The organism is Halopseudomonas pertucinogena (assembly GCF_014646575.1).
Taxonomy (GTDB): domain Bacteria; phylum Pseudomonadota; class Gammaproteobacteria; order Pseudomonadales; family Pseudomonadaceae; genus Halopseudomonas; species Halopseudomonas pertucinogena.
The window spans coordinates 302,658-325,126 of sequence record NZ_BMNN01000001.1 but is presented as its reverse complement, the minus strand read 5'-3'; the positions used below and the strand labels follow the sequence as shown (position 1 = coordinate 325,126).

The 22,469-nt window shown below is 62.5% G+C and carries 23 protein-coding genes; 7 read left to right on the top strand and 16 right to left on the bottom strand.

What is annotated here, in order from left to right; genetic code table 11:
* Nucleotides 1–71: 71 nt before the first annotated feature.
* The 15 genes from rnhB to rpsB all read right to left on the bottom strand — a co-directional run bounded on the left by rnhB (nucleotide 72) and on the right by rpsB (nucleotide 14,548).
* Complete coding sequence (rnhB, locus tag IEW63_RS01610) at nucleotides 72–716, bottom strand: ribonuclease HII (RefSeq protein ID WP_188634850.1); 645 nt, start codon at nucleotides 714–716, stop codon at nucleotides 72–74.
* On the bottom strand, nucleotides 713–1,891 hold the full coding sequence (lpxB, locus tag IEW63_RS01605; RefSeq protein WP_188634849.1) for a lipid-A-disaccharide synthase: 1,179 nt from the start codon (nucleotides 1,889–1,891) through the stop codon (nucleotides 713–715). Before lpxB ends, rnhB begins: the two co-directional genes overlap by 4 nt.
* Before the next feature lie 2 nt (nucleotides 1,892–1,893).
* Nucleotides 1,894–2,670 carry an acyl-ACP--UDP-N-acetylglucosamine O-acyltransferase gene (gene lpxA, locus IEW63_RS01600; RefSeq protein ID WP_188634848.1) on the bottom strand — a complete coding sequence of 259 codons (777 nt, stop codon included), beginning with the start codon at nucleotides 2,668–2,670 and terminating at the stop codon, nucleotides 1,894–1,896.
* Nucleotides 2,667–3,104, bottom strand: coding sequence for a 3-hydroxyacyl-ACP dehydratase FabZ (gene fabZ, locus IEW63_RS01595; RefSeq protein WP_188634847.1), 438 nt, complete (start codon nucleotides 3,102–3,104; stop codon nucleotides 2,667–2,669). Before fabZ ends, lpxA begins: the two co-directional genes overlap by 4 nt.
* 51 nt (nucleotides 3,105–3,155) lie before the next feature.
* Nucleotides 3,156–4,217: a UDP-3-O-(3-hydroxymyristoyl)glucosamine N-acyltransferase gene (gene lpxD, locus IEW63_RS01590; protein WP_188634846.1), complete on the bottom strand. Its 1,062-nt coding sequence runs from the start codon at nucleotides 4,215–4,217 to the stop codon at nucleotides 3,156–3,158.
* Between the two features lie 5 nt (nucleotides 4,218–4,222).
* Nucleotides 4,223–4,702, bottom strand: coding sequence for an OmpH/Skp family outer membrane protein (locus IEW63_RS01585; protein WP_188635525.1), 480 nt, complete (start codon nucleotides 4,700–4,702; stop codon nucleotides 4,223–4,225).
* 58 nt (nucleotides 4,703–4,760) lie between these two features.
* Nucleotides 4,761–7,079 carry an outer membrane protein assembly factor BamA gene (bamA, locus tag IEW63_RS01580; protein WP_188634845.1) on the bottom strand — a complete coding sequence of 773 codons (2,319 nt, stop codon included), beginning with the start codon at nucleotides 7,077–7,079 and terminating at the stop codon, nucleotides 4,761–4,763.
* Nucleotides 7,080–7,149: 70 nt separating this feature from the next.
* Entirely contained in the window at nucleotides 7,150–8,508 is a 1,359-nt protein-coding gene (rseP, locus tag IEW63_RS01575; protein WP_188634844.1) for an RIP metalloprotease RseP, read from the bottom strand.
* A gap of 43 nt (nucleotides 8,509–8,551) precedes the next feature.
* Nucleotides 8,552–9,736, bottom strand: coding sequence for a 1-deoxy-D-xylulose-5-phosphate reductoisomerase (gene ispC / locus IEW63_RS01570; RefSeq protein ID WP_188634843.1), 1,185 nt, complete (start codon nucleotides 9,734–9,736; stop codon nucleotides 8,552–8,554).
* Nucleotides 9,733–10,545 carry a phosphatidate cytidylyltransferase gene (locus tag IEW63_RS01565; protein WP_188634842.1) on the bottom strand — a complete coding sequence of 271 codons (813 nt, stop codon included), beginning with the start codon at nucleotides 10,543–10,545 and terminating at the stop codon, nucleotides 9,733–9,735. Before IEW63_RS01565 ends, ispC begins: the two co-directional genes overlap by 4 nt.
* Entirely contained in the window at nucleotides 10,545–11,291 is a 747-nt protein-coding gene (gene uppS / locus IEW63_RS01560) for a polyprenyl diphosphate synthase (RefSeq protein ID WP_188634841.1), read from the bottom strand. Before uppS ends, IEW63_RS01565 begins: the two co-directional genes overlap by 1 nt.
* Before the next feature lie 32 nt (nucleotides 11,292–11,323).
* Entirely contained in the window at nucleotides 11,324–11,881 is a 558-nt protein-coding gene (gene frr / locus IEW63_RS01555) for a ribosome recycling factor (protein WP_188634840.1), read from the bottom strand.
* On the bottom strand, nucleotides 11,878–12,618 hold the full coding sequence (pyrH, locus tag IEW63_RS01550) for a UMP kinase (protein ID WP_188634839.1): 741 nt from the start codon (nucleotides 12,616–12,618) through the stop codon (nucleotides 11,878–11,880). The genes frr and pyrH overlap by 4 nt, the downstream gene beginning before the upstream one ends.
* Before the next feature lie 176 nt (nucleotides 12,619–12,794).
* Nucleotides 12,795–13,664 (bottom strand): translation elongation factor Ts, encoded by an 870-nt coding sequence (gene tsf / locus IEW63_RS01545; protein WP_188634838.1) that lies wholly within the window; start codon nucleotides 13,662–13,664, stop codon nucleotides 12,795–12,797.
* Between the two features lie 146 nt (nucleotides 13,665–13,810).
* Nucleotides 13,811–14,548, bottom strand: a complete 738-nt coding sequence (gene rpsB, locus IEW63_RS01540; protein WP_188634837.1) for a 30S ribosomal protein S2 — start codon at nucleotides 14,546–14,548, stop codon at nucleotides 13,811–13,813.
* A 303-nt stretch (nucleotides 14,549–14,851) separates the two neighbouring features.
* Between rpsB and map the strand changes: the two genes are divergently transcribed.
* From map to dapD, 4 genes are all read left to right on the top strand, one after another.
* Nucleotides 14,852–15,640, top strand: coding sequence for a type I methionyl aminopeptidase (gene map / locus IEW63_RS01535; protein WP_188634836.1), 789 nt, complete (start codon nucleotides 14,852–14,854; stop codon nucleotides 15,638–15,640).
* A 35-nt stretch (nucleotides 15,641–15,675) separates the two neighbouring features.
* On the top strand, nucleotides 15,676–18,375 hold the full coding sequence (locus IEW63_RS01530; RefSeq protein ID WP_188634835.1) for a [protein-PII] uridylyltransferase: 2,700 nt from the start codon (nucleotides 15,676–15,678) through the stop codon (nucleotides 18,373–18,375).
* A gap of 67 nt (nucleotides 18,376–18,442) precedes the next feature.
* Entirely contained in the window at nucleotides 18,443–18,784 is a 342-nt protein-coding gene (locus tag IEW63_RS01525; protein WP_188634834.1) for an ArsC family reductase, read from the top strand.
* Nucleotides 18,785–18,807: 23 nt separating this feature from the next.
* On the top strand, nucleotides 18,808–19,842 hold the full coding sequence (gene dapD / locus IEW63_RS01520; RefSeq protein ID WP_188634833.1) for a 2,3,4,5-tetrahydropyridine-2,6-dicarboxylate N-succinyltransferase: 1,035 nt from the start codon (nucleotides 18,808–18,810) through the stop codon (nucleotides 19,840–19,842).
* A 3-nt stretch (nucleotides 19,843–19,845) separates the two neighbouring features.
* On the opposite strand, the gene tcdA is transcribed toward dapD, so the two are convergent.
* On the bottom strand, nucleotides 19,846–20,622 hold the full coding sequence (gene tcdA, locus IEW63_RS01515; RefSeq protein ID WP_188634832.1) for a tRNA cyclic N6-threonylcarbamoyladenosine(37) synthase TcdA: 777 nt from the start codon (nucleotides 20,620–20,622) through the stop codon (nucleotides 19,846–19,848).
* A gap of 269 nt (nucleotides 20,623–20,891) precedes the next feature.
* Between tcdA and IEW63_RS01510 the strand changes: the two genes are divergently transcribed.
* The 3 genes from IEW63_RS01510 to IEW63_RS01500 are packed head-to-tail and all read left to right on the top strand — an operon-like array spanning nucleotide 20,892 to nucleotide 22,432.
* On the top strand, nucleotides 20,892–21,281 hold the full coding sequence (locus tag IEW63_RS01510) for a DUF4398 domain-containing protein (protein ID WP_188634831.1): 390 nt from the start codon (nucleotides 20,892–20,894) through the stop codon (nucleotides 21,279–21,281).
* 36 nt (nucleotides 21,282–21,317) lie between these two features.
* Nucleotides 21,318–22,091, top strand: a complete 774-nt coding sequence (locus IEW63_RS01505; RefSeq protein WP_188634830.1) for an OmpA family protein — start codon at nucleotides 21,318–21,320, stop codon at nucleotides 22,089–22,091.
* A 17-nt stretch (nucleotides 22,092–22,108) separates the two neighbouring features.
* Nucleotides 22,109–22,432, top strand: coding sequence for a YgaP-like transmembrane domain (locus IEW63_RS01500; protein ID WP_188634829.1), 324 nt, complete (start codon nucleotides 22,109–22,111; stop codon nucleotides 22,430–22,432).
* Nucleotides 22,433–22,469: the final 37 nt, after the last annotated feature.

The window sequence follows — 22,469 nt, the reverse complement described above, 5'->3', positions numbered from 1 at the left end:
TGTGAGCGAGTCGGCATAAATACGATTAAGCCCGGAGTCAGGCGATCGTAAACTCCGGAATCAGCTGTCGATTAAATAAGCACCTGCGGCGGGGTGCTCTCTACTTCGGAGTGCGTGTCCAGCGCGCGCTGCACCGGTGCGAACGAGCGTCTGTGAAGAGGGGTGGCACCCAGTTGCTGAAGCGCATCCAGATGCTCACGAGTCGCGTAGCCCTTGTGTTTGCCGAGGCCGTAGCCCGGGTAAAGCACATCCATTTCTTCCATCTCCCGGTCGCGGGTGACCTTTGCGAGGATCGAGGCGGCGGAAATGGCGGGTATCAGCCCATCGCCCTGAATCACCGGCTCACTGGGCATCGGCAGTATCGGGCAGCGATTGCCGTCCACCAGCACCCGGTCCGGCTGGATGGACAGCCCGGCGACGGCGCGCTGCATTGCCAGCATGGTGGCATGCAGAATGTTCAACTCATCAATCTCGTGCACCTCGGCCCGGCCGATGGCCCAGGCCAGGGCCCGCTCCTGAATGATCGGGAACAGCGCTTCGCGGTGGGCGGCGGTGAGCTTCTTGGAATCATTGAGACCGTCGATGGGCCGCAGCGGGTCGAGGATCACCGCAGCGGTAACCACGGCACCGCAGAGCGGACCGCGACCCACCTCGTCTACCCCGGCGACCAGTTCCATTCCCTCAGGCAGGGACCAGTCCATCATCATCTGACTCATGCCAACCTCCCCTTCTCCCGCAGCAGATCAAGCACCGCCTCAGCCGCAGTATGGTCGGCATTGCGGCGCAGCAGAGTATGCAGCTCGCGGAATTCATTCTCGGCCTGCTCACGCTCGGGGGTCGGTCCGAGGCGGTCGAGCAAGGCCTGGCCCATGGCTTCCGGGGTGGCTGCATCCTGCAGAAACTCCGGCGCCACTTCGTGGCCGGCGAGCAGGTTGGGGAGCGCGACATGGCCTACCCTGACCAACCGCTTGAGTATCCGAAACGTCAGCGGTGCCATGCGATAGGCAACCACCATGGGCCGTTTGAACAGCATGGCTTCCAGGGTCGCCGTACCCGAGGCGATAAGTACCGCATCACAGGCCGCCAGGGCATCATGGGCCTGACCATCGAGCAGGGTCAGCGGCAGATGAAGACCGCTGTCACTGAGAATGGTCTCGATCTGCTGGCGACGCTCCGCGTTGGCGCAGGGCAGCACAAAGCGCAACCCGGGGTTGCGCTCCAGACACCAGGCCGCGGTCTGCAGGAACAGCAATCCCAGCTTGCGCAGCTCGCCGTTGCGACTGCCGGGCATCAGGGCAATGACTTGCGCATCCGCCGGCAGCGCCAGCGCAGTGCGGGCCGCTGCACGGTCCGGCTCCATGGGAATCTGATCCGCCAGGGTGTGGCCTACGCAGCGCACTGCCACACCGTGCTTGCGGTAGACCTCCTCCTCGAAGGGAAACAGGGTGAGCATCAGATCGGTGGACTTGCGGATGCCCAGCACGCGCTTCTCGCGCCAGGCCCAGACCGAGGGACTGACATAATGCACGGTCGGGATACCCGCATCGCGCAGGCGCTGCTCGACACCGAGGGTGAAGTCCGGCGCGTCGATACCGATGAACACGTCCGGCTGACGCTGGATGAGGAAGGTCACCAGGTCACGGCGGATGCGCAGCAGTTCGCGCAGGCGACCGAGCACCTCGACCAGCCCCATCACCGCCAGACGCTCCATCGGCACCTGACTGACCAGCCCTTCGGCCTGCATGCGCGGGCCGCCGATGCCGATGAATTCTGCATTCGGATGCTGCTTTTTCAGGGCCTTGATCAGGCCGGCCCCGAGGGTGTCGCCGGAGGCTTCTCCGGCAACAAGGGCAATACACAGCGGTTTGTCCGAGGGGGTTGCCCTGCTCATGGTCAGCGCGTGATACCGCGGGTGGAGGCGAGAATCGAGTCGCGGTAAAGGGCGACTTCCGGATAGCGTTCGGAGGGCTCTTCAAGCTCGGCAAGCGCTTCCTGCAGGGTCTTGCCCTGGCGATAGACCACCTTGTAGGCGCGACGCAGCGCAGTGATCAGCTCCTGACTGTAACCACGCCGACGCATGCCTTCGAAGTTCATGCCGTGGGCGCTGGCGGGGTTGCCACCAACCATGACGAAGGCCGGAATATCCTTGAATACCGCGCTGTTGGCAGCACTCATCGACCAGGCGCCGATATGGCAGAACTGGTGCACCGTGGTATAGCCGCCAAGAATCACCCCATCACCGATATGCACGTGGCCGGCGATGGTCGCGTTGTTGGCCATGATGATGTTGTCGCCCAGCACGCAGTCGTGGGCCACATGCACATAGGCCATCAGCAGGTTGCCGCTGCCTATGGTGGTTACGCCCTGGTCCTGGATGGTACCGCGGTGCAGTGTGCAGCCCTCGCGGATCACGTTGTTGTCGCCGATGACCAGCCGGGTGGGCTCACCGTTGTACTTCTTGTCCTGGCAATCCTCCCCGACCGAGGCGAACTGGAAGATACGGTTGCCCTTGCCGATGGTGGTCGGCCCCTTGATCACCACGTTGGGCCCCACCACGGTGCCGGCGCCGATCTCGACATCGGGACCGATCAGCGTCCAGGGACCGACCTCAACGTCGTCAGCCAGCCGTGCGGCAGGATCGACGATCGCCAGAGGATGAATTCGACTCATACCTTGTGTTCCGCACAGATAATTTCACCGGAGCAAGCCTCCTTGCCGTCCACCAGAGCACGGCAGGCAAACTTCCAGATGCCGCGCTTGTTGCTCAGATAGGTGGCCTCCAGCTGCAGCTGGTCACCCGGCACCACCGGCTGGCGGAAGCGCAGCTTGTCGGAGCCGACGAAGTAGTACAGGGTGCCGTCCTCGGCACGGGTATTCATCATGCGAAAGCCCAGCAACCCCGCGGCCTGGGCCATCGCCTCGATGATCAATACGCCGGGCATGATCGGATGACCCGGAAAGTGGCCGGTGAAGAAGGGCTCGTTGAAGGAGACGTTCTTGTAGGCCCGTATATGCCTGGCTTCCAGGTCCAGCTCGACTACCCGATCCACCAGCAGAAAGGGATAGCGGTGGGGCAGGTACTCTTGTATTTCGTTGATGTCCATGTTGATTCGCGAAGCCTTGCAATAATGGGTGGGGTGCGCAGAGCGCACAGCTCAGGACTCAGATGAGTCCCGGGGCGCCGGGGTCACCGCCGACAGCTGCTTCTCCAGTTGCTGGATGCGCTTGGCCAGCGTATCCAGCTGGCGAATGCGGGCAGCACTCTTCTTCCATTCGGTGGCGGTCTGCATGGCGGTACCCGAGGAATAGGCGCCAGGCTCGGTGATCGAGCGGGTAACCATGGTCATGCCACTGACGAATACGTTATCGCAGATCTCGATATGGCCGACCATCCCTACTCCGCCGGCGATCATGCAGTGGCGGCCGATGCGGGTACTGCCGGAAATGCCGACGCAGGCCGCCATGGCGGTGTGGTCGCCGATCTGGACGTTGTGGGCGATCTGGATCTGGTTATCGAGCTTGACGCCGTTGCCGATCACGGTGTCGCTGAGTGCGCCACGGTCGATCGTGGTGTTGGCGCCAATCTCGACATCGTCGCCGATCAGTACGCCGCCTATCTGGGCGATCTTGTGCCACTGACCCTGGGAGCTGGCAAAACCGAACCCTTCCCCGCCCACCACGGCGCCGGACTGGATGACTGCGCGCTCGCCCATCCGGACATCGTGATACAGCGTCACCCGGGGTGCCAGCCAGCTGCCGGCACCGATACGGCAGCGCTCCCCGACGAAGCAATGCGCACCGAGGGTGACGTTGGCGCCGACCACCGCATCGGCTTCCACCACCACTCCGGCAGCAATGCTGGCGGTGGGGTCGATGATTGCCGTGTCGGCGATGACCGCCGACGGATGGATACCCGGCTGCGGGCGGGGGCGCGGGTCGAAATGATGCGAAATCCGGGCGTAGGCCAGATAGGGATCAGCCACCACCAGCGCATTGCCGCTGAAATCCGCTGCATCCGCTTCGGTCAGCAGCACGCCGCCGGCCCGTGTGCCGGTCAGCAGTTTGCGGTACTGGCGATTGGCAAGAAAGGTGAGGTCGTTAGGGCCTGCATCCTGCAGGGCAGCCAGGCCGGTGATCGGCTGACTGCCCTCTCCCTGCACCCGCGCGTCCAGCTTCTCGGCCAGCTCTGCGAGGGTGAACGTGTTCAAGTCCTGCATGCCGGTCAACGCATGCTGTTCAGGCGTTCGATAACCTGACGAGTGATATCGAGATTCGGCTTCACGTCCACCACCGCGCTGCGATCGATGACCAGATCGTAGTTGCCCGCCTTGAGGACCGCCTCGACGGCGCTGTCGAGCTTGGGCTTGAGCTGCTCAAGCATCTCGCGGTCGGACTTGGCCTTGGCTTCGTTCAGCTCGCGGGACTGGCTCTGGAACTCGCGTGCCTTCTGGCGGAACTCCAGCTCCAGTTTCTCCAGTTCGGTCTGGCCGAGCTTCTCGCCGTCACGCTGCATGCGCTCCTGCAGGCGCTTGGCTTCGGCTTCCAGATTCTGCAGACGCTGCAGCTGATTGCCGAACTTCTTTTCCGCATCCACCGAGTAGCGCTTGGCTGCCTCGGACTCGAGCAGTGCCATCTGGTAGTCGAGCACCGCGATGGACTGGGCTGCCGCTGGGAGACTGGCCAGGGCCATGACCGACATCATGGCGATGAGAATACTTTTGCGCACGCTTTGTTACTCCTGAAGGAAATTGACGCTGCTGTCAGAACGTCTGGCCAAGGGTGAACTGGAACACCTGACGGTCGTCATCGGACTCGTCATTCAACGGCATCCCCAGACTGAAACCCAGCGGACCCAGTGCTGTCAGCCAGGACAGCCCAACGCCCACACTGTAACGGATTTCACTGGCAGTCACATCAGGGCAGTCGCTGCAGTAGGTGTCGAATACGTTACCCGCATCGAGAAACAGCACCGTACGCAGCGAGCGCTGGTCCTGGACGAAGGGCACCGGGAAGATCAGCTCGGCACCACCGGTGATCTTCACGTTACCGCCGAACGGCAGGGGATCCTGATCCGGGTCGCGCTCGTTGGGTGTGCTCTTCGGGCCCAGGGTGCTGCTCTCGAAGCCACGCACCGAACCGATACCGCCGGCATAGTAATGCTCGAAGAACGGTACCCTGTCCGTGGAGCCGAAGCGACGCAGAATGCCGCTGTCGGTATGCAGACGCAGGGTCCAGTCCCGGGTGATCGGGAAGAAGCGCTGACCGCGATAGCCGATCTTGTAGAAATACATGTCGCTGCCGGGGATGGTGGTTTCCAGGCTCAGGCTCTGCGAGTAGCCACGATCCGGGAAGACGCCGCGGTTGAGAGTGGACTGCGACCAGCCGACGTTGGCCTTGACGCTGAAGAAGCTGTCGCCTTCGGCTTCGAGGAAGTCGAGGATCTCTTCGACGGTGTAGACCCCTTCCTTGATCTCGTCCTGCTGCACGCTCAGGCCGAAGGACAGACGCGAGGTGTCGCTGATCGGGTAGCCGATGTTGAAGCCGGCACCGTAGGAGTCCACTGAGTAGCTGGAGATATCCACATCCAGATCGTCGTAGTCGGTGGTGCGGTAGAAGGCGTTGTAACCGAGGCTGACCCCGTCGGTGGTGAAGTAGGGGTTGAGGAAGCCGAAGGACAGCGAGGTCTGGTAGGCCGACCGGTTGGCGCCGAAGCTCACCCGGTTGCCGGTACCGAAGAAGTTGTTCTGGCTGATCGAGCCACCGAGAATCAGACCGGTGCCCTGGGCAAAGCCGAGGCTGGCGGTCACCGAACCGGAGGGCTGCTCCTCGACGGTGTAGTTGACATCGATCAGGTCGTCCGCGCCGGGCACCGGCACGGTCTCCACGTCCACTTCCTTGAAGAAGCCCAGACGCTCAAGGCGCACCTTGGACTGGTCGATCAGGTAGGTGGACGCCCAGCCGCCTTCCATCTGGCGCATTTCACGGCGCAGCACCTCATCATCGGTCTTGGTGTTGCCGCGGAAGTTGATGCGGTTGACGTAGGCGCGCTTGCCGGGCTCGACGACGAAGGTCACGTCGACGGTGCGGTCCTCTTCATTGATCTGCGGTATGCCGTTGACGTTGGCGAAGGTATAACCCTCGTTACCGAGCCGGCGGCCGATGAGATCGGAGGTGGCGGTCATGACCTGACGGGAGAATACCTGACCGGGCTCGACCAGCAGCAGACGGCGGACATCCTCTTCCGGCACCACCAGATCGCCTGAGAGCCTGACGTCGTTGACGGTATACAGCTCACCTTCGTTGATATTGACGGTGATGTAGACGTGTTTCTTGTCCGGGGTGATGGAGACCTGGGTGGAGGCGATATCCATGTTGATGTAGCCGCGGTCCAGATACCAGGAGCGCAGCCGCTCGAGATCACCGGACAGTTTCTCGCGGGAATACTTGTCATCGTTGCGGATGAAGGACAGCCAGCCAGTGGTCTTGAGCTCGAACAGCGGGAGCAGCTCGTCGTCGGAGAACACCGAATTGCCAACCACGTTCACATGCTTGATCGAGGCGATGGAACCCTCGTCAATCACGATCTTCAGTGCAACGCGGTTGCGCGGCTCGGCGATGACCTGGGTTTCGATATCAGCCGAATAGCGACCCTGGGCAACATACTGGCGCAGCAGCTCGTTGCGCACGCCTTCCAGCGTGGCCTGCTGGAAGATCTCGCCTTCGGCCAGCCCCGCCATGCGCAGACCATTGAGAAGATCTTCACTCTTGATCGCCTTGTTGCCTTCCAGCTCGATGGAAGAAATAGACGGGCGCTCGACCACGTTGATGATCAGCACGTTGCCTTCTCGGCCGAGCTGGATGTCCTGGAAGAAACCGGTACGGAACAGTGAGCGGGAAGCATCGACCAGACTCTGGTCGTCCACCTGGTCACCTATGTTCAGGGGCAAGGCGCTGAAGACACTGCCAGCGGAGACTCGTTGCAGACCATTGACGCGAATGTCGGAAATCTGGAAGGCATCGGCGAAAACTCCCGGCGCCAGGAGTATCAGCAATAGCGCAGGCAATAGGTAACGTTTCATGAAATCCGTTCTGGCTGACTGGTTAATTCTTATCTGCCGCGTACGACAGTACGAGTTGTAGCTCGGTCGCTCAGTTGCCCAATCGACTTATATCGTTGTAAATGGCGAACAGCATCACGCCCACTATCAGGGTCAATCCGATCTGCAGCCCCCACCCCTGAATACGTTCAGAGAGCGGCTTCCCCCGGATCCACTCGGCCGTGTAATAGACCAGGTGGCCGCCATCCAGCACAGGTATGGGCAGTAGATTGAGCACGCCCAGACTGATACTGAGATAGGCAATGAAGCTGAGAAAGCTTTCGAGCCCTGACTTCGCCGAAGCGCCCGCCACTTTAGCAATGGTTATCGGGCCACTCAAGTTTTTTGCCGAGACCAGTCCGGTGATCATCTTCTTCAGCGAATCGAGCGTCAGAACCGTCATGTCCCAGGTCTTGACCACCGCCACCGGCACCGCCACCAGCGGGTTGTAGTCAATACTGCGGACCATGTGTTCCGGCCACTCGAAAGGCGCGACGCCAGCGCCGATGAAACCGGTCTGCCGACCGTCCTGCTCGCGGGTCTCGGGAACGATATGCAGCACCCGGGTCCGACCGTCGCGCTCGACCGTCAGCTCCAGCGGCTGCCCGGCACTGGCCTGGATACGCGGGACCACATCGCCCAGCCAGTCGCTCACCGGCTCGCCGTCGATCGCCACGATCAGATCATCGGGCTGCAGGCCCGCCCGCTCGGCCGCACCACCGGGGCTGAGCTGGCCGATAAGAGGCGCCACCACCGGCTTCCAGGTCGTGAGCCCAAGGGCCGTCATGGGGTCCGGCTGATCGGCGCCGCGCAGCCAGCTGTCCAGATGAAGGGTGAAACTGCGTGGCGTGTCCTGCCCCTCCCGGGCGAGCATCTGCAGCTGGCCGGTCTCGCCCAGACGGCGAATCAGCTGCAGGTTGACATCGTGCCAGGTGGGCGTGGGAGTACCATCCACTTCAAGGATCTCGAGACCTTCCGTCAGCCCGGCGTGCTCGGCAATGCTGCCCGGCTCGACGGGCCCCGTGACCGGCGCCACCGTGGTGATGCCGACCACAGCGATCACCCAGAAGGCGACGATGGCGAGAAGGAAATTGGCAATGGGGCCAGCGGCGACAATGGCAATGCGCTGCTTGACGCTCTTGCGGTTGAATGCCTGATCGAGTTCGTCTTCGGGCACCGGCGCTTCGCGCTCGTCGAGCATCTTCACGTAGCCGCCCAGCGGGATGCCGGCTATGGCGAATTCGGTGCCGTGGCGGTCGCGCCAGCTGTACAGTGCCGGACCGAAACCGATGGAGAAGCGCAGCACTCGGACCCCGCAACGGCGGGCGACCCAGAAATGGCCGTATTCATGGATGGTGACCAGCAGCCCCAGTGCGACCACGGTGGCCAGCAGGGTAAATAACAGATCCATCAGCGCCTCACTCGATAAACTTCACCGGACAGATTACGCCTGTTCAACGGCGATTGCCCAGCCATTGCTCGGCACATTCGCGCGCCTGCCTGTCAGCCAGCAGCACCTGGGCGAGCTCGGTCACCGGCTGGGGAGCGAGACGGTCAAGCGCGTGCTCGATGATAACAGGGATATCGGTGAAGCCAATGCGCTGGTCAAGGAAGGCCTGCACCGCGATTTCATTGGCTGCGTTGAGGATGGCGCAGGCGGTTCCCCCCGCATCGAAGGCCCGACGCGCCAGCTCCAGACAGGGGAACCGCTGCGGGTCCGGCGCCTGGAAGTCCAGCCGCGCCGTCAGCAGCAGATCAAGCGCGCTGACGCCGGAATCGATCCGCTCCGGCCAGGCCAGGGCGTGGGCAATGGGGGTGCGCATGTCCGGGTTGCCCAGCTGAGCCAGCACCGAGCCATCGACGTAATCCACCAGCGAATGCACCACACTCTGCGGATGCACCACCACCTCGACCTGCTCGGGCCGGGCGTCGAACAGCCAGCAGGCCTCGATCAGCTCCAGCCCCTTGTTCATCATGCTCGCCGAGTCGACGGATATCTTCTGACCCATGGACCAGTTGGGATGGGCGCAGGCCTGCGCGGGGGTGACCTGTGCCAGCTCTTCCAGTGCCATCTCCCGGAACGGCCCGCCGGAAGCGGTGAGCAGAATGCGGCGCACGCCTACCTTGCCCAGGCCGCTGGCATAATCCACCGGCATGCACTGAAAGATGGCGTTATGTTCGCTGTCGATCGGCAGCAGCCGGGCGCCGGAATCGCGCACCGCCTGCATGAACAGGGCGCCGGACATCACCAGTGCTTCCTTGTTGGCCAGCAGCACCCGCTTGCCGGCGCGCACCGCTGCCAGCGTGGGAGCCAGCCCGGCGGCCCCGACAATGGCCGCCATGACCACATCGACGCGCTGGTCGGAAGACACCTCGGCCAGCGCCTCGGGACCGTGCAATACCCGAGTGGACAACCCGGCCAGCGTCAGCCGGTCCTGCAGCCCGGCCGCCTGCGCCGGATCGCACACCACAGCAAATACCGGCTGGTGCGAAATACATTGCTGATACAGCACATCCATGCGGCTGTGGCCGCTCAGGGCAAATACGGCGTAGCGGTCGGTATGCCTGGCAATTACATCCAGCGTGCTGGCACCGATCGAGCCGGTAGCCCCCAGCACGGTAATCCATTGACGACTCACCCCAGCTGACCCCCGAACAGGTACCAGCCGAGGGCAAACAGCGGGATGGCCGCAGTCAGACTGTCGATGCGGTCCATGATGCCGCCGTGCCCGGGCAGCAGATTGCTGCTGTCCTTGAGGCCCTGCTCACGCTTGAACAGGCTCTCGGTCAGATCGCCGACCACGGAGAACACCACAATCACCAGAATGCCGAGCATCCCGCCCAGGATCGATGGGAGACTCCAGCCCAGATACAGCATCGCAGCCACCGCCAGCAGCTGGGTAACGACCACACCACCGAGCAGTCCTTCGATGGTCTTGCCCGGGCTTACCCTGGGCAGCAGCTTGTTGCGGCCGAAGTTCTTGCCGGCAAAGTAGGCACCTATGTCTGCCGCCCATACGGTTACCACCACTGCCAGCAGCAGCCACAGCCCACCGGGCTGCATGCGCAGCCAGGTCAGGCCATACCAGGCAGGCAGCAATATGAGCAGGCCATACAGATAGGGCAGATAGCCGGTACGCAGTTTCTGCCCCAGCGGGTAGCGCAGAATGAGAAAGGTCGCCAGCAGCCACCAGACGGCGGCGATGCCCAGCAGAATAGGCGGCGGCGAGGTGTCGAAATAGAGACCGGCGACCAGCAGCGCCATCACCAGGGCATAGAGCACCCGGCCAGGCTGGCTCTGGGTGCCGGCAAGTCTGGCCCACTCCCAGGCCGCGAGCGTGACTATCAGGCCGATCATCACGGCGAACCATTGCTGGTTGAGCAGTACGAAACCAGCGATTACCAGCGGCGCCAGAATGACCCCGGTAATAATTCGTTGTTTGAGCATCAGGACTCCGCTGCCACCTGTTCGCTGGTCTTGCCGAATCGCCGCTGCCGCCGGGCGAAATCGGCCAGCGCTTCACGCATGGCGTCGTGTTTGAAATCGGGCCAGAACAGATCGGAGAAATACAGCTCCGAATAGGCGAGCTGCCATAGCAGGAAGTTGCTGATACGGCGCTCCCCACCCGTGCGGATACACAGGTCCGGCAGCGGAAGGCCAGCGGTACACAGCTGCCCTTCCAGTAACTGAGCATCGATGGCCCGGGGATCGAGTTCCCCGGCCGCAGCCTGCTCCGCCAGCACCCTGGCGGCCTGGAGGATATCCCACTGGCCGCCGTAATTGGCAGCGACCAGCAGACGCATGCCGCCACAGGCAGCGGTCATCGCTTCGGCCTCGGCCATGGCGGTGCGCAGCTCGGGCGCGAAGCGACTGCGGTCGCCGATGATCTGAAGACGGATATCGTTGTCCCGCAGCTTGCGCACCTCGCGGCGCAACGCGAACAGGAACAGCTCCATCAGCGCTCCCACTTCCTCGACCGGCCTTGCCCAGTTCTCACTGGAGAAGGCAAACAGCGTCAGCACCTCGACGCCTTCGGTCGCACAGACTTCAATGACTGCCCTGACGGCGTCAACGCCGGCCTTGTGCCCGGCCACTCCCGGCATCAGACGCTTGCGCGCCCAGCGGTTATTGCCATCCATGATGATGGCAACGTGACGGGGTACAGTTCCGGCTTCAACTTTCTTCTTGGTCATGGCCTCGGAGCCTGTTGGGGAAGCGGACAGCATCAGATCGCCATCAGATCCGCTTCCTTGGTTTCCAGCGCCTTGTCGATCTCGGCGATGTACTTGTCGGTGAGCTTCTGGATCTCTTCAGCGGCGCGGCGTTCCTCGTCCTCGCTGATTTCCTTTTCCTTCTGCAGATCCTTCAACTGACCCAGTGCATCACGACGGATGTTGCGCACCGCCACGCGGGCGTTTTCCGCCTCGCCGCGAGCCTGCTTGGTGTAGCCCTTGCGCGTTTCCTCGGTCAGCGCCGGCATGGGGACACGGATCGTAGTGCCCGCGGTCGCCGGGTTGAGTCCCAGGTCGGAGGTCATGATGGCCTTCTCCACGGCCTGAATCATGCTCTTGTCGAACACGGAGAGTGCCAGGGTGCGGGAGTCTTCCACGGTCACGTTGGCGACCTGGCGCAGCGGTGTGTCGGCGCCGTAATAGGACACCATGACGCTGTCGAGGATGCTCGGGTGCGCCCGACCGGTACGTATCTTGGCAAAGGCGACATCCAGGGATTCCGCCGACTTCTTCATGCGCTCCTGCGCTTCCTTCTTGATTTCGTTGATCATTTCTCGCCCTCGATCAATGTGCCCTCGGCGCTTCCTACCACTGCGTTGAGCAGCGCGCCGGGCTTGTTCATATTGAATACCCGCAGAGGCATCTGGTGATCACGAATCAGACAGATGGCTGTCAGGTCCATGACGCCGAGTTTCAGGTCCAGCACCTGATCATAACTGAGGCGCTCGAAACGCTCGGCATTGGGATCCTTCATCGGATCACGATCATACACCCCATCCACCTTGGTCGCCTTCAGCACCACGTCTGCGTCAACCTCGATGCCACGCAGGCAGGCAGCGGTGTCGGTAGTGAAGAAGGGGTTGCCGGTACCAGCGGAAAATATTACCACGTCGCCGCCGGCCAGATAGCGCATGGCCTTGCGCCGGTCATAGTGTTCGGTGACACCGTTCATGGTAATGGCGGACATTACCCGGGTCTGTATGTTGGAGCGCTCCAGCGAGTCGCGCATGGCCAGGGCGTTCATGACCGTTGCCAGCATGCCCATGTGGTCCCCGGTCACCCGGTCCATCCCCGCGGCGCTCAGTGCTGCACCCCGGAACAGGTTGCCACCACCGATGACCAGCCCTACCTGTACACCGATGCCGATCAGCTGGCCGATCTCGAGCGCCATGCGATCCAGCACCTTGGGGTCGATGCCGAAGTCCTCGGTGCCCATCAGGGCCTCGCCGCTGAGCTTCAAAAGAATTCGTTTGTACTTGGGCTGACGGCTGCTGGGTACCTGTGCCATTCATCACTCTCCTGCTGTCGGGTGAAACACTCAACGAGTCACCCCCAGACAACCGGAGCGCTGACTTGTTCAGTATTTCTTAAAAAGAAGGCTTCTCGCCTGCACGAGAAGCCTTCCGTACTACCAGTCCGCCGACACCCGCACGGGGCGCCGACAGGGTCGTTCACGCCGCATCATTACTGCTTGGAAGCAGCAACCTGCGCAGCCACTTCCGCTGCGAAGTCGACTTCCTCGCGCTCGATGCCCTCGCCCACCTCGAAGCGGGTGAAGGATACGATCTCGGCGCCGGCTTTCCTGGCCAGATCACCGACCTTGACTTCCGGATCCTTGACGAAGGGCTGCTCGACCAGGCTGGACTCGGACAGGAACTTGTTGATCCGGCCCTTGACCATGTTCTCGACGATGTTCTCCGGCTTGCCGGCGATCTTGTCCGCGTTCAGCGCCAGGAAGATTTCCTTCTCCTTCTCGACCACCTCGGGGGAAACCTGGGACGGGTCGAGCAGCTGCGGGTTGCTGGCAGCCACATGCATTGCGATGTCACGGGCCAGCTCGGCGTCGCCGCCCTTCAGGGCAACAACCACACCGATGCGGTGGCCGTGCAGATAGGCACCAACCACGTCGCTCTCGATGCGAGCCAGACGGCGGATGTTGACGTTCTCGCCACACTTGGCAACCAGCGCTTCACGGGCGGGCTCCTGCTCGGCGATCAGCGGGGCAGCATCGGTGTAACCGGCGGCGAAGGCCTTTTCCAGGCTGTCGTTGACGAAGCCCTTGAAGTCGTCCTGCAGTGCCAGGAAGTCGGTCTGGGAGTTCACTTCGATGATGACGGCAGACTTGTTGTCATCAGCTACCTTGACCGCGATGGAGCCTTCGGCGGCGATGTTGCCGGCCTTCTTGGCCGCCTTGATCGCGCCAGCAGCGCGCATGTCATCAATGGCTTTCTCGATATCGCCACCGGCTGCTTCAAGGGCTTTCTTGCAATCCATCATGCCCTGGCCGGTACGCTCACGCAGTTCCTTGACCATGGCTGCAGTAATCTGTGACATGAATTATTCCTCTGACTTGCTTGATCGGTAGCCGTCCGCTGCTCTGGACAGCCTCATCATGTTGCTTTCAAGATGTTTCAACATAGTGCAAAAAGGGGGCAAGGCCCCCTTTTTGAATCCGGCTATGAAACCACGCCGATTCCCGCTCAGCCTTCGGAGGCCTCGGAGGTTGCGGTTTCCTCGACGAACTCGCCGACACCGCCGTTGCTCTTGCCGCGCAGCACCGCGTCAGCCATGGCTCCGGCATACAGCTTGATGGCGCGGATGGCGTCATCGTTGCCGGGGATGACGTAATCGATGCCTTCCGGGCTGCTGTTGGTATCAACGATGCCGATGACCGGGATGCCCAGCTTGTTGGCTTCGGTGATGGCAATGCGCTCGTGCTCGACGTCGATGACGAAGATGGCATCGGGCAGACCGCCCATGTCCTTGATACCACCCAGACTGCGATCCAGCTTCTCCAGGTCGCGGCTGCGCATCAGCGCTTCCTTCTTGGTCAGCTTGGCGAAGGTACCGTCTTCGGCCTGGGTTTCCAGATCGCGCAGACGCTTGATGGACTGGCGAATGGTCTTGTAGTTGGTCAGCATGCCGCCGAGCCAGCGATGATCAACGTAGGGCATGCCGGCGCGGGTCGCTTCCTCGGCAATGATCTTGCTGGCAGCGCGCTTGGTGCCGACGAACAGCAGCTTGTTCTTGCCGCTGGCCAGCTTCTCCACAAAGCTCAGGGCTTCGTGGAACATGGGCATGGTCTTTTCCAGGTTGATGATGTGAATCTTGTTGCGTGCGCCGAAGATGTACTTGCCCATCTTCGGGTTCCAGTAGCGGGTCTGGTGGCCGAAGTGCGCACCGGCCTTCAGCATGTCACGCATGGTAACTTGGGTCATGGGAACTCCATAGATTGTATCGGGTTGAGCCTCCACATATCCCGCTGTTCAACCCCGCAGGGCACCCAGAACAACGTGTCGATATGTGTGCGGATTCAGTTATGCCTGCAGCGGGAATACCCCGCGATCATTCAGGCGCGGCGCTTTATACCACACAACCCCTTGCCAGATAAAGACCGGAATGCCCGGCGGTCGCCGTCCGGACACAGCAGGCCAGGCCACGTTCTGATAGACTCTGCGGTCAGCCAAATCCATTCTGCACGCCCGAGCGGCGTGGTATTCACACGAGAGATTTCTCCGCACATGAGCGTATCCATCAAGACCGCTGAAGACATTGCCGGCATGCGCGTGGCCGGTCGCCTCGCCGCCGAAGTTCTGGAAATGATCGAAGAGCACGTAAAGCCCGGCGTGACCACCGACGAGCTGAACAGCATCTGCCACGACTACATCGTGAACGTGCAGAAGGCGATTCCCGCTCCGCTGAACTACGGTGGCGGCCATGGGCGCATCCCCTTCCCCAAATCCATCTGCACCTCGCTCAATCATGTGGTCTGCCACGGCATTCCGAACGACAAGCCGCTGAAGAACGGCGATGCGATGAACATCGACGTCACCGTCATCAAGGACGGCTACTACGGCGACACCAGCAAGATGTTCCATGTGGGCGACGTGCCGGAGTGGGTCGAACGCCTGTCCCGGGTTACCCAGGAATGCCTCTACAAGGGTATTTCGGTGGTGCGTCCCGGCGCCCGGCTGGGCGATATCGGCCAGATCATCCAGGATCATGCCCATGCCAACCGCTACAGCGTGGTGCGCGATTACTGTGGCCATGGCATCGGCAAGGTATTCCATGAGGAGCCGCAGGTGCTGCATTATGGCAAGGCCGGTACCGGCATGGAGCTGGTGGAAGGCATGACCTTCACCATCGAACCCATGATCAACCAGGGCCGGGCCGAGACGCGCCTTCTGGGTGATGGCTGGACTGCCATTACCAAGGACCGCAAGCTGTCCGCCCAGTGGGAGCACACCATCCTGGTCACCGCCGATGGCTATGAGGTGCTGACCCTGCGCAAGGACGAGACCTTCCGCTAGAACCGGACACCTGGCCCCGGCCCCGAGGACGCAACGTGGACAACGAACTCTTTGACCCGGGCCAGTTCAGCAGCGATCTGGCCGCCGCCCGGCATCCCGCCCGGGCCTTCAAGAAAGCCCTCCGGCACGCCGATGCCGTGCTTCAGGCACGCTTCGAGGGCCAGCGTGACATTCACAAGCTGATCCACGACCGCGCCTGGCTGACCGATCAGATTCTCCGCCAGGCCTGGGCCACCCTGGGCTGTCCGCTGGATGCGGATATCGCCCTGCTGGCGGTTGGCGGCTACGGCCGCGGCGAGCTGCACCCGCATTCGGACATCGACCTGCTCATCCTGCTGCGCGATGGCAGCAGCGGCGAGCATTATCACGAGGCAATCAGCCGCTTCCTTACCCTGCTCTGGGATATCGGCCTGGAAGTCGGTCACAGTGTACGCAGTATCAGCGAATGCCAGCACGAGGCCCGCTCGGATGTCACCGTGATCACCAACCTGATGGAGTCCCGTATCCTGGTCGGGGAGGAGCAGCTGCGCGAGGAGATGATCCAGGCCCTGGACCAGCAGCACATGTGGACCAGCGCCGAGTTCTTCCGTGCCAAACGGGCCGAGCAGCAGGCCCGCCATGCCAAGTTCAATGACACCGAATACAACCTGGAACCCAACGTCAAGAGCTCACCCGGCGGGCTGCGGGACATCCAGACCATAGGCTGGGTGGCGCTGCGCCATTTCGGCACCAGCGACCTGCGGCAGCTGGTTGACCGGGGCTTTCTCAACGAGCCCGAATACAGCATCCTGACCAGCGGCCGGGCCTTCCTCTGGCAGGTGCGCTTTGCCCTGCACAGTCTGGCCGGACGGGCCGAGGACCGGCTGCTGTTCGACCACCAGCGCGCACTGGCCAGGCTGTTCGGCTTTGAGGGCAACGATACCAAGCTGGCGGTCGAGCGCTTCATGCAGAAGTACTACCGCATCGTCATGTCCCTGGCCGAGCTCAACGACCTGCTCATGCAGCACTTCGAGGAAATCCTCCTGCGCGATGCCGAGGCGGCCGACATCCAGCCGCTGAACAGCCGCTTTCAGGTACGCAATCATTACATCGAAGTGACCCACCCGCAGGTGTTCAAACGCACCCCGTTCGCAATGCTGGAAATCTTTTTGCTGATGGCCCAGCACCGGGAGATCCGCGGGGTACGCGCCGACACCATCCGCCTGCTGCGCGATCACCGCCATCTCATCGATGACGAGTTCCGCAACGACATCCGCAATACCAGCCTGTTCATGGAGCTGTTGCGCTGCCGCGAGGGCGTGCACCGCAATCTGCGGCGGATGAGTCGTTACGGCATCCTCGGTCGCTACCTGCCGGAGTTCGGCCGCATCATCGGGCAGATGCAGCATGACCTGTTCCACATCTATACCGTGGATGCGCACACCCTGAACCTGATCAAGCACCTGCGCAAGCTGGGTCGGCCGGACTTCCAGGAGAAGTACCCGCTGGCGTGGAAGATCTTTTGCCGCCTGCCCAAGCCGGACCTGCTGTACATCGCCGGGCTCTACCACGATATCGCCAAGGGCCGTGGCGGTGACCATTCCGAACTGGGCGCCATCGACGCCGCCGATTTCTGCCAGCGCCACAAGCTGCCCGCCTGGGATACGCACCTGATCTGCTGGCTGGTGGAGCACCATCTGCTGATGTCCACCACCGCACAGCGCAAGGACATTTCCGATCCCGAGGTCATCCACGACTTTGCCGTGCTGATGGGCAACCAGGTCCGGCTGGATTACCTCTATGTACTGACCATCGCCGATATCAATGCCACCAACCCCAGCCTCTGGAACTCCTGGCGCGCCTCGCTGCTGCGCCAGCTGTACACCGAGACCAAGCGCGCCCTGCGTCGGGGTCTGGACAACCCGCCCAATCGCGCCGAGCAGATTGCCGACACCCAGCGCGCGGCGATGGACATCCTGGTACGCAACGGCATCGACGAGGACGATACCGAGAGCCTGTGGCAGCAGCTGGAGGACAACTACTTCCTGCGCCATACCGCCAGCGATATCGCCTGGCAGACAGAAGCCATCCTGCAGCACCCGCAACGGCGTGGCCCGCTGGTACTGATCAAGGAAACCGCCCAGCGCGAGTTCGAGGGTGCCACCCAGATCTTCCTCTACACTCCGGCGCAGCATGACCTGTTCGCGGTCACCGCCGCCGCCATGGACCAGCTCAACCTCAGCATCCAGGACGCCAGGGTGTTCACCAGCAACAGGAGCAACCTGGGCACCTATATCGTGCTGGATGCCGACGGCGGCCCGATCGGCGACAACCCTGAACGCATCCGCGAGATCAAGCGTGAACTGAGCGAGGTGCTGTCTGACCCCGACGCCTATCCGTCGATCATCCAGCGTCGGGTGCCGCGGCAGCTCAAGCACTTCGCCTTCGCTCCGGAAGTGACCATCTTCACCGATCACGGTGGCCAGTACACCACCCTGGAGCTGAGCGCCCCCGATCGCCCCGGCCTGCTGGCCAGAATGGGAAAAATATTTCTCGATTTCGACATCAGCGTGCAGAATGCACGCATCGTCACGCTGGGCGAACGCGTGGATGATGTTTTCGTACTGACCGATGCGGACAACCAGCCCCTGTCCGACCCCCAGTTATGCCAGCGTCTGCAGAACACCATCATTCGTACGCTCAGCTACAACATCGAGCAGTCTGATCTCGAGCCCCCCCAGGCCATGGACATCTGAATTCGGGTCCAGGGCGGCCTGCCCGTTGACGGCTGCACCACTCACCCTATCCGGAGCCCGCATAGCGATGATTACCCTGTACGGCATCAAGGCCTGTGACACCATGAAGAAAGCCCGCACCTGGCTGGACGAGCATGGTATCGAGTACCACTTCCACGACTACAAGAAGGAAGGCATTGACGCCGAGCGCCTGCACGCCTGGTGTGAAGAGCATGGCTGGGAGAAGATCCTCAACCGCCAGGGAACCACCTTCCGCAGGCTGGATGATGCCGACAAGCAGGACCTTGACCAGCACAAGGCCGTCGCGCTCATGCAGGCCAACCCCTCGATGATAAAAAGACCGGTACTGGATATCGGCCCACGGCGACTGGTCGGCTTCAAGCCGGACCTGTACGCCACTGCCTTCTGACCCACGCGCCAAGGATTCACTAGATGAGCGACCATTTCAGTCTTGCTCTGGGTATCGGCACCCAAAACATGGCCGGCGACTGGCTGGAGGTGTTCTACCCCCAGCCACTTCTCAACCCCTCAGCCGCGCTGGTCGCCATATTTGCCGACCAGCTCGGCTACCGGGGCGGCAACCAGGCGCTGGACCTGCGCCCCGACCAGTGCGCCGCACTGGGCAAAGCACTCACCGATGGAGGCTTTGCCGAGCTCGGCGCATTGGCCGACCAGTTCCAGCACAGCACCCGCCCGCTGGTGGTCACCCTCCTGGAAACCGATGAAGCCCCGACCACCACCCCGGGCGCCTATCTGAAGCTGCATCTGCTGTCTCACCGTCTGGTCAGACCCCATGAGGTGGTGCTGGCCGGGCTGTTTCCCCTGCTGCCGAATGTAGCCTGGACCAACCAGGGCGCCATCGACATCCACGAACTGCCGCAACGCCAGCTGCAGGCCCGGCTGCGTGGCGAGGATCTGCAGGTCCACAGCGTCGACAAGTTCCCGATCATGACCAACTACGTGGTGCCCACCGGCATCCGTATCGCCGACACTGCGCGGGTGCGCCTGGGTGCCTATCTCGGTGAGGGCACCACCGTCATGCACGAAGGCTTCATCAACTTCAACGCCGGCACCGCGGGCACCAGCATGGTGGAAGGGCGTATCTCGGCAGGGGTGTTTGTCGGCAAGGGCTCGGACCTGGGCGGTGGATGTTCCACCATGGGTACCCTGTCAGGGGGCGGCAATATCGTCATCTCGGTGGGCGAAGGCTGCCTGATCGGCGCCAATGCCGGGATCGGCATCCCGCTGGGCGACCGCTGCACGGTGGAAGCCGGCCTCTACATCACCGCCGGCCTCAAGGTCGCGCTGCTGGACGAAGCCGACAACCAGGTGGGCATCGTCAAGGCTCGGGAGCTGGCCGGCCAGCCGGATCTGCTGTTCCGCCGCAACTCCCAGACCGGCGCCATCGAATGCAAGACCAACAAGAGTGCCATCGCGCTCAACGAGATGCTGCACGCGCATAACTGAGCTTCAGCGCAGAATGCGCTCCACCGCCCTGGCTGCCGCCACCATCCCGAAGGTGGCGGTGACCATGGTCACCGAACCGAAGCCGCCGGAGCAGTCCAGCTTCACCCCTTCCCCGACAAAACTCTTCTGCTGACAGACCGAGCCATCCGGTTTGGGGTAGCGCAACTGTTCGGTGGAGTAGACGCAGGGCACGCCGAAGCTGCGCTTGCTGTCGGAACGGGGAAAGTTGTGGTCGCGACGCAGCAGCGACCGGGCCTTGGCCGCCAGCGGATCATTCACGGTTTTCGACAGATCGGCCACCTTGATCATGGTAGGGTCGACCTGGCCTCCGGCACCGCCGGTGGTGACGATGCCGATCTTGCGGCGCCTGCACCAGGCGATCAACGCCACCTTGGAGGCCACGCTGTCGATGCAGTCCACCACGCAGTCGATATCGTCGGTGATGTACTCGGCCAGCGTGTCGGGCGTGACGAAGCCCATGATCGGGCGCACCTCACACCCGGGGTTGATGGCCTGCAGACGCTCGGCCATCACCTCGACCTTGAGCCGGCCGATATTGCCCTTCATGGCGGGAAGCTGGCGGTTGGTATTGGTGACGCAGATATCATCCATGTCGATCAGCGTGATCCGCCCCAGCCCGGTGCGCGCCAGCGCTTCCGCCGCCCAGCTGCCGACCCCGCCTATGCCCACCACAGCCACGTGGCTGGCCTGCAGGCGCGCCAGTGCCTCCCGGCCGTAGAGCCGGGCTATGCCTCCGAAACGGGGATCATCAACCGCCATGCCAACCTCGCTGAAATCAGGCGGCACAGTATAACCCGGATGCGTCAATTCCGGCCTGCCTGGGCAATTGCAGCGCAGTTATGTTGAACAGGCCCAGCCGCTTATGGTCACAATTCACGACGCTATTGTAATCGCGACAGTTTCAGACTGGTCGAATCCGCGCAGCGGCAGCGCGAACCATCCGAACTCAGGACGACCCGCCAGTGAATGAAACGGTATCCACCCCTCCGGTGGACATCAATGCAGAAATTCAGACTGGAGCCGGAATCATGCCTACATTCGCCCTACCTTTTGACCGCAAGCACCTGTTGGCAGTCGCTGCGTTGAGCACGGCGGTCCTGACCGCCGGCTGCGCCAGCACGCCGCCACCGACCAGCCAGCTGGCCACGGCGCAGCAGGCGCTCAACTCCGCCGACTCGGCCCGCAGTGCCGAATTCGCACCGCTGGAACTGCGCAACGCGCGGGAGAAACTGTTGCAGGCCGAACAGGCCAACCTGGAAGAGGACTATGACCGTGCCCGCCGCCTCGCAGAGCAGGCCGAATGGGATGCCCGGGTAGCCGAGCGCAAGGCTCAGGCCGAGCGCGCCAAACGCGGGCTGGAAAGAGCCCAGGAAGGCACCCGGGAATTGCGCGAAGAAAGCCTTCGTCGCGTTCAGTAATCGTCCAGAAACGTTTAAATGCGAGGAGTCACAACCATGCGTAGTCATCTGACCCTACCAACCTGTCTGGCCGCCAGCGTACTGCTGGTCGCCTGTGCATCCAACGAACCCCATCCCCAGCTGGAACAGGTACGTTCCCAGGTCACCGAACTGCAGAATGATCCCGGCGCACAGCGGCACGCGGCCATCGAGACCGAGGACGCGAGAAAGGCCCTGAACCAGGCGGATTTCGCCTTCCGGGAGGGCGCCAAGGATAATGAGGTGGAACACCTGGCCTACCTTGCCGAGCGCCGGGTCGAACTGGCCCGCCAGACCATTGCCCTGCGTGAAACCGAGCAGCAGCTTGAAGGCGTTTCGGAAGACCGCGCCCGCACCCGATTGGAGGCCCGCGACCAGGAGATCCGTCGCCTGCAGGAGCAGCTCAATGCCAAACAGACCGACCGCGGCTCGGTAGTGACCTTCGGCAGTGTACTGTTCGACCACGACAAGGCTGATCTCAAGCCCGCCGCCAACTCGGAGATTCGCAAACTGGCCCAGTTCCTCCAGGAGCACCCCGAGCGCAAGGTACTGATCGAGGGCTTCACCGACAGCACCGGCGCCGCTTCCTACAACATGCAACTGTCCCAGACCCGCGCTGACTCCGTTCGCCATGCCCTGGTGCGCGAGGGTGTTGACCCCAGCCGCATCCAGACCATCGGTCTGGGCGAAGCGCATCCCGTTTCCGACAACAGTACGGCGGCCTCCCGCGCGATGAACCGTCGTGTCGAAGTCACCATCTCTCATGATGATTCCGCGGTTCCCCGCCGCTGAACGAGGAGCACCCGATCATGCACCACAAACAGAACGTACATGGCATGGAACGCAAGCTGTCGGTGGCAGGAGGCCTGGCGCTGCTCGCCTGCGGGCTGCGCCACAGAGGGCTGGGCGGCCTGCTCGCCCTGGGCGCCGGCGGCATGGCACTGTACCGCGGCATCAGCGGTCACTGCGAGCTGAAGGAGAAGCTCTGCTCAAAGAGCGAAGGTGACGATGTCGCCCGCTACGCCCACATGCCGATGGATTCGGAAGTACGCACCCCGGACTTCCGCAATCCGGAAACCGGCATGCCCGACAGCAACACCATGGGCCACGAGAGAGACGGCAACAACCCCTGAGCCGCCGCGACGGGCTGGCCACATCTGGTATCATGCG